Origin of the sequence: Methanocella arvoryzae MRE50, from assembly GCF_000063445.1 — an archaeon.
Classification (GTDB): Archaea; Halobacteriota; Methanocellia; order Methanocellales; family Methanocellaceae; genus Methanocella_A; species Methanocella_A arvoryzae.
In genome coordinates, this window is the sequence record NC_009464.1 from 2,695,330 (window position 1) to 2,713,024 (window position 17,695).

Annotated in this window: 13 protein-coding genes; 9 read left to right on the forward strand and 4 right to left on the reverse strand. The window is 38.4% G+C overall.

What is annotated here, in order from left to right; all coding sequences use genetic code 11:
- Window positions 1–306: 306 nt before the first annotated feature.
- The gene (locus RCI_RS13235; RefSeq protein ID WP_012036958.1) at window positions 307–1,293 is read right to left on the reverse strand and encodes a transposase; all 987 of its coding nucleotides are present in this window, start codon (window positions 1,291–1,293) and stop codon (window positions 307–309) included.
- Between the two features lie 103 nt (window positions 1,294–1,396).
- Between RCI_RS13235 and RCI_RS13240 the strand changes: the two genes are divergently transcribed.
- Window positions 1,397–3,289 (forward strand): SIR2 family NAD-dependent protein deacylase, encoded by a 1,893-nt coding sequence (locus RCI_RS13240; RefSeq protein WP_048198630.1) that lies wholly within the window; start codon window positions 1,397–1,399, stop codon window positions 3,287–3,289.
- Window positions 3,290–3,468: 179 nt separating this feature from the next.
- Window positions 3,469–4,266: a hypothetical protein gene (locus RCI_RS13245; protein ID WP_158308920.1), complete on the forward strand. Its 798-nt coding sequence runs from the start codon at window positions 3,469–3,471 to the stop codon at window positions 4,264–4,266.
- Window positions 4,267–4,612: 346 nt separating this feature from the next.
- On the opposite strand, the gene cas1 is transcribed toward RCI_RS13245, so the two are convergent.
- Complete coding sequence (gene cas1 / locus RCI_RS13250) at window positions 4,613–5,833, reverse strand: CRISPR-associated endonuclease Cas1 (protein ID WP_012036961.1); 1,221 nt, start codon at window positions 5,831–5,833, stop codon at window positions 4,613–4,615.
- Entirely contained in the window at window positions 5,766–6,743 is a 978-nt protein-coding gene (locus tag RCI_RS13255; RefSeq protein WP_148266633.1) for a hypothetical protein, read from the reverse strand. The genes cas1 and RCI_RS13255 overlap by 68 nt, the downstream gene beginning before the upstream one ends.
- Before the next feature lie 250 nt (window positions 6,744–6,993).
- Between RCI_RS13255 and RCI_RS13260 the strand changes: the two genes are divergently transcribed.
- The 4 genes from RCI_RS13260 to RCI_RS13275 all read left to right on the forward strand — a co-directional run bounded on the left by RCI_RS13260 (window position 6,994) and on the right by RCI_RS13275 (window position 12,060).
- A complete protein-coding gene (locus tag RCI_RS13260) occupies window positions 6,994–7,521 on the forward strand; it encodes a hypothetical protein (RefSeq protein WP_048198633.1) in 528 nt (175 codons plus the stop codon).
- Window positions 7,522–7,526: 5 nt separating this feature from the next.
- On the forward strand, window positions 7,527–8,018 hold the full coding sequence (locus tag RCI_RS13265; RefSeq protein ID WP_048198635.1) for a hypothetical protein: 492 nt from the start codon (window positions 7,527–7,529) through the stop codon (window positions 8,016–8,018).
- Window positions 8,011–10,833: a hypothetical protein gene (locus tag RCI_RS13270; protein WP_052309987.1), complete on the forward strand. Its 2,823-nt coding sequence runs from the start codon at window positions 8,011–8,013 to the stop codon at window positions 10,831–10,833. Before RCI_RS13265 ends, RCI_RS13270 begins: the two co-directional genes overlap by 8 nt.
- A 600-nt stretch (window positions 10,834–11,433) precedes the next feature.
- A complete protein-coding gene (locus RCI_RS13275) occupies window positions 11,434–12,060 on the forward strand; it encodes a hypothetical protein (RefSeq protein WP_148266634.1) in 627 nt (208 codons plus the stop codon).
- 423 nt (window positions 12,061–12,483) lie between these two features.
- Here RCI_RS13275 and RCI_RS16415 read toward each other — a convergent pair whose 3' ends face one another.
- A complete protein-coding gene (locus tag RCI_RS16415) occupies window positions 12,484–13,101 on the reverse strand; it encodes an AN1-type zinc finger domain-containing protein (RefSeq protein ID WP_012036967.1) in 618 nt (205 codons plus the stop codon).
- Between the two features lie 96 nt (window positions 13,102–13,197).
- Between RCI_RS16415 and RCI_RS13280 the strand changes: the two genes are divergently transcribed.
- The 3 genes from RCI_RS13280 (at window position 13,198) to RCI_RS15980 (ending at window position 17,472) form a co-directional block, all read left to right on the forward strand.
- Window positions 13,198–14,085 (forward strand): hypothetical protein, encoded by an 888-nt coding sequence (locus RCI_RS13280; protein ID WP_012036968.1) that lies wholly within the window; start codon window positions 13,198–13,200, stop codon window positions 14,083–14,085.
- A gap of 835 nt (window positions 14,086–14,920) precedes the next feature.
- A complete protein-coding gene (locus RCI_RS13285) occupies window positions 14,921–15,724 on the forward strand; it encodes a UbiA family prenyltransferase (protein ID WP_048198638.1) in 804 nt (267 codons plus the stop codon).
- Window positions 15,725–15,834: 110 nt separating this feature from the next.
- Window positions 15,835–17,472, forward strand: a complete 1,638-nt coding sequence (locus RCI_RS15980; protein ID WP_052309988.1) for a PAS domain-containing sensor histidine kinase — start codon at window positions 15,835–15,837, stop codon at window positions 17,470–17,472.
- Window positions 17,473–17,695: the final 223 nt, after the last annotated feature.

Genomic DNA, 17,695 nt, shown 5'->3' on the forward strand with positions numbered 1-17,695 from the left:
TATGATTTTGGACTTAATTTCAAACGAGGCCCTAATAATTTGGTCGGGGGAAATGCAACATTACCTCATACAAAAGTCGCTTAGAAAGACGGATCTATGATAATAACAATTCCATGATTATACCTGATTATGGTCATCGTTTATACTGATCTATATCAATTTTGGAGTCTGGCATATAGCTTGGCTTAATAAGAGATATATTTGTAACGGGTATAAGGAAATACTATTTCAGTATTCATGACAAATAATGAAAAGCTTAACTATGATTGAATTATTTTAGTTTACTATTTGAGACTTTTGCATAAGTCATCCGATGATTGTGGTCCGGGGGTTTGCTCCTTGTTTGACCTGGTAGAGTACTTGGATTTGTCGTGCTATCAGTGTGAGTCCGGTCTTTACAGTAACTCGAAGGATTCTGGTAGTTTTTACTCGTTTTAGGGTGAGGTGTTCTTTTAAAAGGTAGTTGGTGTACTCGCAATGCATCCGGTTTTTATATAATTTGTTTAGGGTTATGTCATGGAAGGGGATGATCTCCTGTATCCGGTACCTGGGAAGCTCTTTCTTAGTGTTTCTACGGTTAGTCCTGTTAATCATAGGTATGCCCAACGGGTAAAGACGTTCGATATGCTCTCTGGAATCGTAGGCAATATCAGCAAACAGCCCGTTCATCAATAAGCTGTGCGAGCCCATTTTCTCTAGTAGCGGCAAGACCTGTGTGGTGTCATGAATATTTGCTGGAGTCACTACACTGCAGATGGGCGCTAATGTGGGAAGATCGTACAGCAGGTGTATTTTGTACCCGTAATACATTTCGTCGGCGATATGATCGTAGCCCCATGCAGCGTCCGGATCTGTCTTGTTAAACGCCGGAAGGCTTGTGCTGTCCACTCCGACCATGCACATGAAATCCGGGTCTTTGTCCCGTATCATGCTCCTCAGAATCCGCATGATCCTGTCAATCTCTATGCTTTCTTTGAACCTGCTGAACGTGCTTTCGCTCGGCAACTGATTAAAGCCAAGAAACTCTAATTTATATAAATCACCGGCCAGTATTCTTACCAATTTACTAACGCTCGGAATACCGGCCAACTCCATGTAGACGAGGGCTTTGAGTAAAGCGATTTTACTGTAAATCGATGGCCTGCCACGCTTATTATTCTTCTCAACGAAGCTGAAACGCTGCCAGTCAATCGCTTCTATCATCTCAAGGTACGTGTCAGAAAGTATTTTGCATTGGCAGTCGAAGCAAGAACCGGGCATCTTCCAGCCCGTACAATCGTTTTTACTGAGCATAAAACCGATACGGCTAAGATGCCCATATACTTTTTACCGATTTATGCAAAAGTCTCTTACTATTTGATAGAAATATCCTATCTAGATCTTGCAGAGGGATGTTATGGCGAATGATAGTCTTTCTAATAATCTTATTGAAAAAATTCGTAATAGAGAAATTATTTTATGGGTAGGTTCGGGTCTTTCGTTTGTCGCTGGATATCCATCAGCAAAGAGATTAGGGGCGATTATTAAAGAACACGTTACGCCTGAACAACTCAAACATTTTGATGATAAAGAATTAGATGGTATTGCAGAGGAATATGTCCAAATATATTCACGAGAAAAATTGATAAATATCTTATCCGATGTTTTCCAAAAAGAGCCTAATATTATTGATTACCATAAAATGATAAGTGAAATCCCCCAAATAGAAGTCATAGTAACAACAAATTATGATAAATTGTTTGAGATGGCTTATGCTAATAATATATTAAAGATAGTTACTGATTCAGATATTGCTAAATCTGCAAATGATAACATAGCTCACTTATATAAAATACATGGGTGTATAGATTCACCTGATAATATAATAATAACAAAAAGTGATTATACAGGATTTTTTACTAACGGACAATATAACTTATTATGGAGCGCTTTAAAAGTATTAGCATCTAAGTATTCTATCCTTTTTATAGGATATTCTTTTGAAGACCAAAATGTGAAATACGTTTTTGAAGATGTTCTAAAACAATTGGGCGATAATCATAAGGATTATTTCCTAATTTCTCCTGATTTCCCGGAGCATAAACAACAAGTTTTGAAACAATATTCAATAGAATATATCCAGATGAAAGCTGAAGATGCAATACCAAAAATATACAAAGAGATCAATGAACATTTAATTGATGATGGGATAAAAGGGCGAATACCGTTATTGAAATGGCAAAAAGCACTTGAGGATAGAAAAATTGAAGTGGTATCAAGTTTAGAAGGCGGAAAGGTATCAATAAAAAAGATAGGAACTAAAGACAATTCCGTGAAAGCTGGCGGTACAATTCATTTTAAAACAACTAATGATAATCGCCAAAAAATAAATGAATTATTTGATGTAATAAATGGTAAAAAAATTGGTCAGGTCAAATTATCGAAAGAATTTGATGATTTGGACTTAAAAACATTTTTCGGTGAAAGTATTTTTATAGGTGGAGAAGAATTCAAGATCGAAGAATTGGAAATCAAATCTCCTGTGCAGGACATTAGAACAAATTTTATACTTAAAAAGTCTAAGTTGTCTTTTGAAAATGTACCGGGAGAAAAATTAAATACGGGAACAGTAGCTCAAATTAAATTACACCCACCAGGTTTCGATTTTATATTAGATTTTAAAGTAACTGAAAATGTGATGGTTGATTGTCCTATTAACTTTACGTTTCATATAGATAATGTATTACAAGGATATCAAGCACTTAATTTTTTCAACGAATGGATAAAAGGCGATGAGTTATTAATATATATTAATTTAATAGAAAAACCTTTAATTATACCATTTTCGAATATTAATATAGAAAAGACGTGGTTAGATTCTATAAACTTTATGTTTTTTGTATATAATATATTATATGAAATCCAAAATGAATTTAATATTATATTAAATGTCCCTAAAGAATTTTCAGATGAGGAACTTGATGATATTCGAGTCGTAAATAGTTTAATAAAACAAAAAAGAGCTAAACTAAAATCTTTCAAAATAAATATTAATTCAAAAGAGTTACAAAAAATGAATATGAATGAAATAATGCCTAAGTTACTTTTAACTTATGATAGTATTACTTTTGGTTTGTTCGATAAAAAATTTGAATATAAAAATTGTTCGGTATATTTTGAGGATGCGTATATCAATAATAAAGATGAAGTATTGAAACAAATGGTTGAAGGAATAGATGAACCAATAGTTGAACTTTTTAGTAATTGTGATAAAATAGTCTTGATAATCGAACAAATAACTTTATTATAAAATCAATTGTTCCATTAATTTTATTTATATATATTTAAAATAATATATATTGCTATACTAACGATTGTATTATATACATAAATATGATTATTAGAAATATTTGATGCATATCCTGCTAAATCTAAACATTCTATGAACAAAACTTATAAGTTGTAGTGAAAAAATTAATTAACGATTATATGTCTCTCACCTATAGAAAAATAGATGCTGATTTTTTAGCTAAATTGCCTGCTAACATAAAAAGTGATATTGAAAGTTATAACAATAGGATGTTAGGCAAGCCGTTTCCTTCGGGTGAAAAAGTAATTGTTACATATTGTACATATTGCCCATATTGTAAAAAAGCAACTATGGGCGGTTTCCCTGATGAGCGTGAACCTACATTTTGTATGTTTTGTGGTGAAACCGATACATATATCAAAGTTACAAGGAGTCTTTCAAAAGCTAAGGATCTATTAATCCTATCAAATAATACCATAATAGATGTTAATCTTAAAAGAATATTGCATGAACAGATTATTATAATTATTGCCACAAGTATGGAGATATTTCTTAGGGACATATATGCAACTTTATTAAACATAAGATACATAAAAAGCAATCTATCATTATATGAGCGATTTTATAGGGACAGTAAAAACGATTTTGCGACATTTGGAAAAGCTAAAAAAGAGCTACAGAACGAATTAAATATTAATTTTAATACCTTTTTAAGCGATGATGAAATTGATAATTTAAATATTCTATCCCTAAAAAGAAATGTAATTGTACATAATGCTGGGATAATAGATAACCCGTATATAAGTCAATCTGGGCAAAAAGATTTAGCGATAGGGAGGCAATTACCAATAATTGAATCTGAAATAAATCTATATATTGATGCGATAGAAAAATTATCGAATGGACTATTTGATATACTAAAAAAAGAGCATGAAGATGAACTCATAAAAAAATTTGAAATAATTCTTGTAAAATAAGACCTCAGTCATTATAAACATTTTATATATCTCATCTGTAAAAATTCCCTAATGTGAAGATAAATGAAGTCATAAGGTAGAGCATAAGTAATCATAAGAAAGGTATAAGAAACCTGACACAAACCTGTGTTATTCTCATAGAAAATAAAATTTCGCCTTGCTGCACTATTGTTGTTGTACTAGAATAATTGCTGAAAAACAGAATATTATATATTTTTCTATAACAAGTGATAAGACTTCTTAACAAAATATGAAGTCGATGCTAAGCGAAAATGACAAACTCTACAAGAAAAAAGTACAATTGTCCTGTTTTCTATAAGAGAAAACAAGAGTTGTAGTACATTTGTTAAGTCTTAGTACTATTTAGCTTACCCTTGCTCTTTTCATATATTTTGATTCGCTTGCCTTCCCGAAGGTTTTTCTGCATATACCAGAGCGTTGTTTTACTGATTCCAAGTTTTTTCCTTTCAGCTGGCGTCATTTTTAATAGTGCATCTCTAACATCCGATGGATCGTCTCTATTAACCATTATGTCCGGTGTTGTAAACTCTACCGTCTTATTTTTGTCTTGTATGAAGTTAGCGAACTGTTGAACCTGGTCAATGAGGATATTCTCATAGGTGTAGTTTTGATTCTTGTATGGTGCCTTAAGGTTGAAGTTCAGCTTTATACGCTCAATTAATTTCTTAGCGGTTGCTTCTCTTAGTCTGAGGTGGTAATTTTCTGTTACAATAAAGTCGTTCTTCTTGAGTTTCTTTTCCTCTAGTAGCTGTATTACGGATAGGTCGATGAGCCAGCGGTATAATTCTTGGAGGTCGTAGACGAGTGGTGCACCGCTGCCTTTCATTTCATGCAGGTACCCCATTGCTGGATCGAGGCCCATAGCATTGATGGGGCGTCGTATTTGTGCTTCTAGAATAGCGTAGCCGTAGTTTAGGAGTGCGTTGATTTCGTCGCTGGCGTTCATGTTCCAGCTGTTGCTCTTGTTTCTTCTTCCGGTGAACCTGAAGTCCGGGTATAGTTTGTTGAAGACTTTTGTTAGCCTGTCCCAATACGCCTTTGCTGTCTTGGCTTCGTACACCATGATTTTGTTGATATCATGTTGTTCTTTCTTGTTATAAGCTACAAATCCCGTGTACTCGTTGATGAAGGCTTCTTCTATCTCACTCTTATCCAGCTCTTCGTAATAGTCCGATAATTCCGTTAGTAGGTTGCAGGATTTCTTGACCTTTTCTTTAATAATCTGATAAGCGATATTGTACCTTGTTGTGGGGTCGAGGTATTTGGCGTATTGTTTTACTCGTAGTTTGCCTACGCTAGTTTCTTTAGGCATCCAGGTGCCGAGCAGATTACCATTCCAATCAAGTAGTGTTAAGTTGATTTTGTGCTTCATTATCCAGCGCATAGCCTCAAAGCTAATGTTGCCAGTAAAACCATCGATTACAATAGTATCGTGATCTATCTGATGAGGATAGAATTCATAATCATTGGTTTCAGTACTAATTTTTAATCTTCGTTTTTCTACCGATATTCTGGTTCCAAAGCCTTGAATTAGTAATGGGTTCATTTTTATCACTCGTTTTTAAGAACTTAGATAAGAAGTGGTTACTATCGTCTCTTTTCACTATTTTATTTGTTAATAAATCAGTTATAAAGAGGGATTTTAAAATCAATATTGTTAAAGATTCATTATCTTCTTTTGTAAGGGAATTAAAATTATATTCGATTATTTCATTGAAAAATTCGATAGAGAACCCTCGTTCATCGAATAATTGTTCCATAATTTTTTGAAGTAATAATGGGTCAGCGTATTTTGGTTTTAAGCTATATCTTAATGCACTTGGAGATAATAAGAGAATATCAATTATATCTTCAAATTCATCCTTTGAAATTACAAAAGATGACCTCAATAAAAGACTATTATTTGAGCGATTATCTAGTTGATGATCTCCTAATCTATTTTGGAGTTTATCTTCAATATCCTCAATAAATGAATTTTCGATAGTCTCAACTAATCGCCTATGTTGATTTTTTATTCTATCGTCTTTATCTTCTTTTTCAATTTTATCAATAATAGAGCAATGTCGTTGATTTATTGATTCTTGAAGCAAATTGATAAGCCATTTTCCTTTGAAGTCTTCCGATGTAACGTAATGATGGTAGTATTGTGTTTTCATGAATTCTTGTTCTAATTGATTATCTTGGAAGAATTCGTGTAGATTTTTAAAATTGTCAAATCCATTTAGATAATAAGTATCGGGTTTTCCTTTACCTTGACTTCTTTTTAATAAGAGTTTATCTTCAATAAGCTCCGCTAAATGGGTTCTTAAGACTTTGAGATTTCGGATATTAAGAGAATCTTTTAGATGATCTCGGATCGCCTGAAATGAGGTCTCACCATTATTTGCCACTAGTAAGAGGATTGTGGTTTTTGTTTTTCCTGGTGGTTCCCGGTTGTTTGGCTTCCGACGCTTCATCCAATAATGTATCGTATTTTTCATATAAAAACCTGCCTACACAGTACACTATAATTCGGCTAAGGTGTATACCCCACACAAAAATATTTATAGGACTACCCACTATACTCGCGGTTGCTAGCCAAGCGGTAACTACGCAGCACACTAAAAAACAAGAACATAGACCGCTTGTAAAAACATTAACGAAAAACAGACAGCAAAGTGGGAAAAGGTGGGTCTGGCAACCAGGTGGGACACAGGAGACAACAATATGCCAAAGAATTCCAAGGTCCCCCTTCACAGGACCACCACACAAGGATTAACCGTAGAAAACAAGGTGATGAGAGCCAAGACCACCGAAGTGGTCGGAATCGCTCGCAGAACAGGAAAGCCCATCCAGGACTTGGCCAGACAGTACGGCCTAACCATGGATGAGATAAAGCGGCATACAGGCGCTGTGAAAAAGCTGGGAGATACCTGGGCTGTCACTGCGTATGACCATGTGCCCCGAGAAATGCTCATCTTCGAGAACGGGCGGGAAGTCCAGATTGAAGTTGCTGACTCTCGGGAAGCTACAAAAATCAGTCAGTACCACAACGCCATACGAGGATACCTCGCAGCGAAAGGCCCTGCCAAAGAAAAAGCCCTACGCCAACTGAAAAACTATGGGAGTATCCGCATAAAAGATGCCACAGGTCGACTACACAGTTTAGAGACTGACCCGGATGTCATCCGCGAGATTGTGTTGAGAAAGGAGGTGCCAGAGTATCCAGAACCCTACCCTGAAGGCTGGAGGTGATAACGATGGTTACAAACCTAACTGTCATCGTAGCCCGGAGGGTAGTGGAATGGAGAGACGACGTACAAAACCAGCTGGGGCATATTCCACAATACGTTGAGGAAGCTGATTGCTGGGTGATGGAGCTAACAATACGCAATGAATCCTCTCGAAAAAGGAATCGCTGCGAAGCATGCATCAAAAATGGTCCCATGGATGGCCACCATTTAGCTGGAAAGGCATTCGAAGACGTATGCCCCCAGAAAGCATGGATCTGCAGACAGTGCCATGAGAGCTTCACACCTGAACAAGCAGTAAAGGACAAGCTCCTCAGTATAGCATGCGAAAATCACAGAAGGAAAAAGCCGCGCTTAGAAACAGGGTATGCCTCATTCCTGCTAGGATTACAGAACCTGATCATGCTCAAAGCCAAAGCATGCGACCAGCCCCTCTTAGAGGGGTTATCGAAAAAGTTCACACCAGACATAATCGAACTACTCGGGATATACAATGGATGATATCTACGTTAGGTACCACATGGGCCGTGGAGAACAGGCCGAATACCACAACGCTGGCCAGCCAACAATTAACAATAGCAGAATAGACCTGGTATTCGATACTGAGACTACCACGGATCGGTACCAGAACCTAACGTTCGGCTCATGCGGTGTCTGGGTGAACGGCAAGCCTGACAGGTTCCTAATTTTTTTCGACCATGAACTACCAAAACCCAGCACAGACATCATAAAAGCCTACAACATCCAGTACAACACCGAAAAAATACTAAACGACAAACTCCCCGGAACAACATTTAACTCCTACGAGCTGATGACAAAGGAGGAATTCGTGGAAAACGTACTCTTCCCCTACGTATTTCAGGCTCGCGCTAACTGCATCTGCTTTAACATACCCTTCGATATCACCAGACTCGCCATAAAGTTCTCAGAGTCGAGAAAATACAATAACGGCTTCTCAGTAACACTATCCGAGAATCCTAATAACCCTCGCATAGTCATAAAACACATCGATTCTAAGAGAGCCTTTGTAGAACTTACAAATCCAGATCGCAGTAAGGGTAAAAAGAAGAAAAAGCGGAGACCTTTCCGGGGCAACTTCCTCGACCTCCGAACATTCACATTCGTCCTAACCAACGAAGGATATGACCTGGGAAGAGCGTTACCGGACTTCGGTAGCAAATTCAGGAAAATGAGCCCGGAGGAACACGGGAAAATCACACCTGAGTATATCACCTATAACATAAATGATACCCTGGCAACTTACGACTTATACGTTCAGGCTTTGAAGAGGTACCGTTGGTACTGTCTTGATAAAACACCCACCAAACTGTACTCACCGGCCAGCATCGGGAAAGCCCTTCTCGACAAAATCGGCATACTTCCATTCCACTTTAAAAACCCGGAGTTCCCTGAAGAAATTTTGGGCTATGTCATGATGGGCTACTACGGAGGCCGTACAGAGACACGCATACGCAAAGAACCCAGACTAATAACATGCCTCGACTACATCAGCATGTACCCCTCTGTATTCGTCCTCCTGAACATGTACAGATTCCTAATCGCCAAAAACATCCTGCGAGAAGATGCCACAAAAGACGCTCAGACGTTACTTGACAAGATAACCCCAGAGGATATCCGTAACAAGGAGCTATGGAACGATTTCACAATCATTTGTGAGCTTGAGCCTAACGAGGATAAAGTCCCTGTAAGGTCCTCATATGGCAATAAGTACGCACTTAACATTGGCATTAATTATCTTATCTCGACAGATGGTTCAACGATTTGGTACACCCTTATCGACCTTATCGCTGCAAAAATGGACCAGGGGAAAGCACCCAGGATAAAAAGAGCTATCAGATTCATCCCGAGTGAGCCACAGGATAACTTAAACTCAATAACCTACCTGAAAGGCTTACCACCCTTAGAACCCGGCGCTGACCTGATAAAATACCTGATCATCGAGCGAGACCATATCAAAAAGCTCATGAAAAGCCCTGAATGGGAAGGCAAAAAGGACACAGAGGAATACCGAGAACTGGAGATATCAGAGCAAATCCTCAAAATCATAGCCAATTCCACCTCCTATGGCATATTCATCCAGCTAAACCCCGAAGACGCCGATAGCGAAGAAGTAACTATCTTTTGCGATCAAACCTTCACAGCCGAGGTAAACAAGATAGAGAAGCCAGGCCCAGCATTTAACCCTATTATGGCAGTGTTCCTCACAGCAGGCTCACGCCTTATTCTTGCAACAGCCGAGGCCTTAATCACCCGTGAAAACGGGTATTTCGCCTACTGTGACACTGATAGTATATTCATATCACCCGAACACGTACCCATGATCCAGGAATTCTTCCGAGACCTCAACCCCTACGGAGTACACATAGAGGACATGTTCAAAATTGAAGATAACAAGAGTCGGAAGAAAAAAGTCAAAAGAGTAGTCAAACTTGAAAACGTCTGGCTATACGCCATATCCGCAAAAAGATACGTCCTATACCATGTACACGATAATGGGGCAATCGAGATACTCAAGTACTCATCACACGGACTCGGTCATCTTATGAACATCGATGAGGCCCAGATCTGGATGGACATCTTAACTTTACACTACCACCCAGAAGAGGCCGATGAGATATTCCAGCGGTACAAGGGCAAATACGCTTTCTCAAAACTGGCCATCACGACATATGACATATGGGCTCGGGTAAACAAGCGTAATCAAGGCAAGCCACTCAAAGAACAGATTAAGCCATTCAATTTCATCCTTGTAGGAACCTCATACCGCACAGACCCAGAGACAAAACAGCCAATAATCCCCACCTGGCCTTACAACAGCGCTGACGACAAAGAATTCGCAAAACTACCATACATGCCATTCATCGATTACAAGACCGGCAAAACCTACACAAACCCACCAGCAGCTGGTCAGGAATTCAGCACCGAATTCTACCTAAAACCAATGGATGAAGTACTCTACGACTATGTCAATCACCCGGAGGCAAAATCCGAAGGCGATACAGGACTACTAAAGTCAAGGTACCTTCACATAAATAAAGCATCCATACACCGCATAGGAAAAGAATCCGATGACATAGAAAACTCTCTAATATTTGGTCTACCCTCGGATTCGTATGGGGAAGTAGCAAATATCTACCAGGCAATAAGCAACCTTACGCCAAAAGATGCTGGAAAACTGGGCATACCAGAAAGAACCCTTAGGAAGTGGAAAGCAAAAATACGGGAAGGTAAGCCACTTAACATGAAAAACAGTGTAATTATAAAATTAAAAAGGCCTATTGAATCAATAGAATAGCCCCTACATACTTCTTTAGATAATCGCTGTTGCTATATGCAATAGACATATGTTACAATAAAATGAAAGTATGTTGCATGCGCTTGAGTTCAACATAAAGCTACAATTATCGCCATTGTGTGCTCGAGTCGATAGTCGTTGATTGTATCCTAAAAGCGAAGAAAGCTGAGGCTATCAAGAACGGTTATTTAAGGAGTTTTTTATAAGCGTGGCAGCGGTAATCGTATTCTCGTAGAATCTCGAATTCGAGCACTTGCGTTCGTATTATCATCGATCGTATCTGTTGGCCCACTTCTGATATACTTATGAGTTTTGCGGGACCACTTGCTACTATCTCGCATTGTTCGTGGAAAACCGTGTAATCCTCGACTACGTCGTTACGGATAGTAAAAACATGACAGAGTCGATGTTCGTAGATACGTACTGCAAATCCTTTGTTCAATTGGAAGATTTCAGCATCAAGGTGCACGCTTACTCATCGGCAATAACACGATAAAAACATCAGGTTATAGTATTCCGAAAATAAAAAACATAGATAGTAACAGGATTGGTTAGCAAGCAACAAACATTATTATGCAAAAAACACCTCTTAACATAGAAATGCTCAATATTAAGCAACTGGTAATCGGCCTAATATATCTTATTACAATAACATCGATATTATTCGGTTACGTTAGTGGCTTTCATATTTTTTTCGTTATACCAGCCGTGGTCTGTTTTCCGTTATGGTTTAACAGGTATGTCCATTCATTTGATAGCGACAAAGAACAGATAAAAATTTTCACTACTTGGCTTGGAGCGGCAACACTAATTATTGTTGAGTATTGGATGATTGTTTTATTTTTCGAGCAACTTTTTAAAACAATTATGGATCAGAACTCCTATGCTGATACGGGGATCATTATTTTATTTATATTAATTATAGCAGAATTAACCGTTCTTACTGGAAAAACATCTCAAAAAATTATCAGACTATTTACATATTACGATCATTACCGCCTGGGTGGTATACGCGATCTCTTGTCAAAAGAATTGTTGGTACACGGAGCATTTTGTATATACAGCATACCTATCATCCTATCGGCGGGAATCGCTGGACTAATAAATAACCCGAGTAACGCCAATAGTAAAACTGGGTTTTTATTAGTGTTTGCTATTGTTTATCTCATCGGTCAATTATTCGATAAGTTCGTCTGTAAACACGTTTTTAAAATAGACTTTGATTAAAAGGATACTACTGTAGCAATTTCTTACATATTAACTTAAAAAGGTTCAATGAACCGCTTGGTATACTTATCCCATCACGAATACTTCTCAACAGTCTGGTAAGCATCTTGGTAACTATAAATATTATTAATAATATATGTGTATACTGTTGATTATCCATGGCTCTTGTATGATGTAGAAATTGCCTGTATTTAATAGCAATTCCACATGGTACTGCGAACCAAAATTCGGGGTATATGCGATTTTATCATAATTGTGTGTATACACTGTGTCCCCAGTGCAATCAATATAAATGGACCCTCTATCAGTCGTATTAAAAACATTTAGGGCATGTCCAGACCCATCGGAAAATTCCAACGTAACCACGCCAGCTTTTATGCCCATACTTTCTGCATTATCATGTACCCTGACCGCATAATCTATTCAAACAAAACTTTCCTCTCTATATGGTATTTGATCTGAATTGTCGGTTAAAACAAAATTGATTAATTCTTGATACGAAGGATTGGTCGCATTTGGGTTATTATGAATATACATATAAGCCCCAGTCGAATTGGTTTCGTAATAATGTGTATTTCCTACCTGATACGAAAGTTCAACTGTATTTGGATCGTATATAAATTCGTAATAACCTAAACCAAGAATAGCAACCACTATCACTACGAGTATTGCAGAATACAAATTGCTATTCAAGATTGTTCTTATTGACCGAGACAGGTTAAAATTAAACCTCCGCCGGTAACGCTTTGGCTTATAAGGTTTCTTGGAAATTTTCTTTTCGAATGAGATTTGATTATTGGTGTTATTATAATTTGAAATCGACGGGATATTTTGGGTATGTGGCGCTTCTTCCATGGTGGGTAATCTTTCAATTATTGGTGGCTCCTCAATAACCGAAAATTCCCTGATAACAGAACTGCAATCGTGTTTTTCAGGCAGCCTATGCTCACCGCAGTATTTCCCCCCACACCTCTTGCATGTAAAGAGCAGAGGTTCGGTTTCACCACAAATATCGCAGCAATACACACCATTTTTAATCATAGGATAGCTTAATTATCACTTGTTGATCATTATAAAATGTTTCGTATGCAACCGATAAATTAAAAAGTATATTCATTTAATATAGTCTCGGTCGGTATGTTATTGGAGATGGTTAATTCTTCAGTGGGATCATCCAATTTTGATCTGGCACTATTCATCATAGATAAAGTAAGTGATTTTATTGTTCAATTTTGTGGCGTCATTATTGGTGCTGCTATCTCATTTATTGCCTTAATGTGGAATGTGAAACGCGATGATAAAGCAAAAAAAGATGCGGACAAAGAATCATTGAAATTACATTTAAAAAGGGTTCAAAGCGAATTATATTATAATATAATAAAAATGGGATTTCTAAAAGTTGCGTGTGGTTTTACAAAGACTTATGGGGCATCGATGGAATTATTATCAGAAATATCCATTTTTTATGATAAGGAATTTAGAAGTGACGCTTATGATGATTTGATGCGCTCGGGATTGTTAATTAAGCCGGGTTTATTAAAAAATAATGAAGAAGTATTAATTAAATTATTAACTCTATATAATAAGGTTGATGATATGTTTCATAAATACAAAGCTAACTCCCTAGAAAAATTCTACCCAGATTCAAGAGTGGATGAGTATAGCTTTGATGACGTAGATCATATTATCCAAAAATTTGCAATAGAATCCTCAGAAATGGCTGATGAAATGCTCAATGCTTTAATTTTAGTTAGCAAAGCAATAATTGAACTCTCTCCGAACGAAAAAAACAATCCAGATCAAAAACAATTTTGGAATATGGGCTTATTTGAAAATACTACTAAGCAGGATACTCCGAAAGAGAAAGTAGAATCAGAAACACCATCAATTGTATCAAAAACCAGTACTCTCACCCCATCACCTATTCCACCACTAAGGTGGTATGATGATCGTTTTTTTAAAATCTGTTTCGGTGTGGCGACCCTGCTAATCATTATTCTTGGGGTGGCTGCAGTTGTAAGATAATCAAATTGATCTGAAAAGATCAGTTGCTTACTTGTAGTCACTGGCAGGACGTCTTTGTTTAGGATTAACATAACCAGTTTTTTATATTTCAATGTTACAGTTGCTAACACGCAAATGCAATAATACGCTCTTTAACCACTAGCGTTTGTCTATATCACCCATATACTTATACTCAAAGGGCTTGCTTTAACAAGGGAATTAAACATATTCGATGAAATTAAGTCTAAAAACACTTTTTATAAAAAGACTGCTATATTAATAATTAAAGACCAAGCCGATGTTAAGCGATAATATGTTTGGTATGGCAAGAAAAAACGGCAAAAAATGGGGGGATATCATTATCCCCCCCGCTGGCTTTTAATTTTTAAGTTTCCTATCCATCGATCAGTAAGTTCACTATGAACAATTATCGGATAAGATAAAATAGTTCAAAATTTGGTAGTTGCATTCTGACTGAAAACTCTGTCTTAAGGTGAAGTAATGGCAAAGCCTCTCAAGTTAGGTCTGGAACTCGAAGGCACGGATGCCGAACGATAAATGAAAAGTAACCTGGTATTTTCTCGAACGCGGTGCCCGGCAACCGAATAAAATGCGCCTGGTTTACAGTTATTCCGCTTAAAAAATAAAAATTATATAGTTATTGTACTAATTATTGTATATAGCTTTATTAATTGGCGGTTGGACTCTTATCGCTTGTGGTGAGAGTATTTACGTAGATCAACATGCTTTTAAGAACATCGCCATCTCTGGTAAAGACTTATTCGTCAATTCAGTCAACTGGCTTTATTATAATAGCTATTTAACGGCAATAAGGCCTGCCTTCATCCTTTTAACAATGATGATCATTAATGGCGACATAATAAACATACCTATACTGGGCATAGCATTTTTATTGACATTAATTGTGTATAGCTATGATCGCTTCTCCGGCCTGGACGAAGATCGGGCGTCTAACCCCGAACGGTCGGAGCTTTTGATGAGGAAGAAAAAACATTATCCATACTATTTAGCTTCGTGTATTGGTGCATTGGCCTTACTGGTTGTATTTTTTTCAACGACTCAACTTATGAGCCTCGCCATATTCGTTGCGGTTCTCGTCAGTATAGGCATTTTATATTCAGTTATGTTGAAAAATATCACAAAATACGTCCCTGCCTTTAAAAACTTATTAGTTGCTTCGGAATGGGGGGCAACGATAGCGCTATTGTATGGACTCTCCTATAATTCTTATACGTCTGCCTTAACGCTCACATTCACTGCATTCGTATTTCTTAAACTGTTTATCCTCACAGTCTTTTATGATATAAAGGACATTGAGTCTGATAAGAAACGCAGATTAAAGACCGTGCCAGTGATGCTTGGCTATACTAATACCCTGCGCTTCCTCACAATAATGACGATCTTATCTTGGGTTATCCTGGTTATGGGTACATTTCTTTTTAACCTGCCTAAACTATCGTTATTCCTGATACCTCTCAGTGCCTTCGTCTTCGTGGCCATCGGTGCCATGAAGTCAAATGGTGGAAAGCCCTCAAAATATGACTTGCTCGTATCTCTTGAATATGTTGTGTGGCCGTTAGGTATCGTGATCGTTATGGCCGCTGGTAACATTTTAACTTACTTATCGGCCGTAATATGAATGCGGGCAGCCATGTCCCGTATATAAAAAAATGCTTTTTTTATACACAACATAATTAATATGGATAAACAGCTAATATTCAGTCGTTTATATCTCGGAGGTATGTGAGGATGGTGGCGAAACCTGGGTCGAGGAAAATGTCCGATAATACCCGTCTTAGTGTCGATGTAGAGGATAAAGACCGGTTAATCACAGAACTTCACCAAAAAATTCAACTTCTGGAAAAAGAGCTCCAGTCAAAGCAGGAAGCTGCAAGACCTCCGGACAATGCCGAGCTCAAGCGGGTTGAGGAACTACTGCAGAAAAGCGAGGCCAATCTGGCTAAGTTACAGGAACTCGCTCACATTGGCAACTGGGAACTGGGTGTGCAGACCATAGAGATAAGCTGTTCTGCCGAATCTAACCGGATCTTCGGACTTGAGCCCGTTAAGACTAATATTAATTACAATACGTTCCTGGACTTTATCGTGCCTGAGGACCGGGAACAGGTTGATGGTGCTATCAGGTCTTCGATAGAGACGGGAGAAGTGTACAGTGTTACCTACCGTATCAAGCGAAATGATGGCGTATGTAGAGTAATACAGAGTTATTGTGAAGCTATAAAAGATGCTTCCGGTCGTGTCATCAATATTTATGGGACTACCCAGGACATCACAGATCCCAGGCAACCCGAGGAAGCGCTGCTCGAGAGCGAAGAAAAGTTCCGCATGGTGGCCGATTCTGCTAATACCGGCATACTGCTGATCCAGGGCGAAGACATCGTTTATGTTAACCAGGCTCTCGCAGGAATGTTCGGGTATACGGTAGAGGAATGTAACCATTTGAAGTACTGGAATCTGGCGCCACCCGACAGAAGAGAATTTATCCGCTGGGCCGGAAATGCCCGGCAGCAGGGGTGGCTCGGGCCGTCCCGGACCGAACTCAAGATGATATGTAAGAACGGAGAGGACATATGGCTTGACTGTTCCTGGTCGGTTCCGATGCTGAGGGGAAAGCCGGCTGTGCTGGTGATGTGTGTCGACATTACTGCGCGCAAGCGGGCGGAGAGCGAGGTTTTGAAGGCGAAAGCCCAGGCAGAACTTTATCTTGACCTGATGGGGCACGATATCAACAACCTGAACCAGATAGCCCAGGGATACCTGGAAATGGCGCTCTATTCACTGGACATTGCCCCTGCCCAAAAAGATCTCATCGAAAAGCCGCTTGAGGCATTGAAAAGCAGCTCGAGGATTATCGCTAACGTTAGGAAGCTTCAAAAGGCAGAAATGGGCGGGTTCCCGTCAAAAACGGTTGACATCTGTAGCGTCCTGGCAGATTTGAAAACCAGTTATTCCAGTATGCCCGAACGAACCGTGACGATTGATTTCGATCACGCTTGTCCCTGTTACGTCCCTGCCAACGAACTTATTGTAGACGTCTTTTCCAACATTCTGGGTAATGCGATCAAACACTCCGATCCTCAAAAGCCTTTGAATATTGACATGGGGATTGAAAATGTCATATGGGACGAAAAAAACTATTTCCGGATTATGATAGCAGATAATGGTCCGGGTATCCCTGACGACTTGAAAGAGAAACTGTTTTCCAGGTTTACGAAGGGTGAAACAAGGTCGAGAGGAAAAGGCCTGGGTCTCTACATTGCCAGGACACTGGTTCAAAGTTTCCACGGGAAAATCTGGGTCGAAGACCGGGTGCACGGCGACTACACTAAGGGCACAAGGTTTGTCATATTACTCCCTGTAGCATAAAACTAATGTATTTTCAACTATGCTTGAGTGCTTACTGTCCACTATCCGATACCTTTAACCGTATTACTTGATAGATTCATCATACCAGAGGCTCATGGCGTTCAATTTTAGCTAGTAGATCACCTTTGTTATCACATTATTAGCATTTATGGTAACTGTGTATGTGCCACCTTCGCCGAGCGCATCATAAATACTAGAATTAGCGCATTGAAAAGTATTAGCT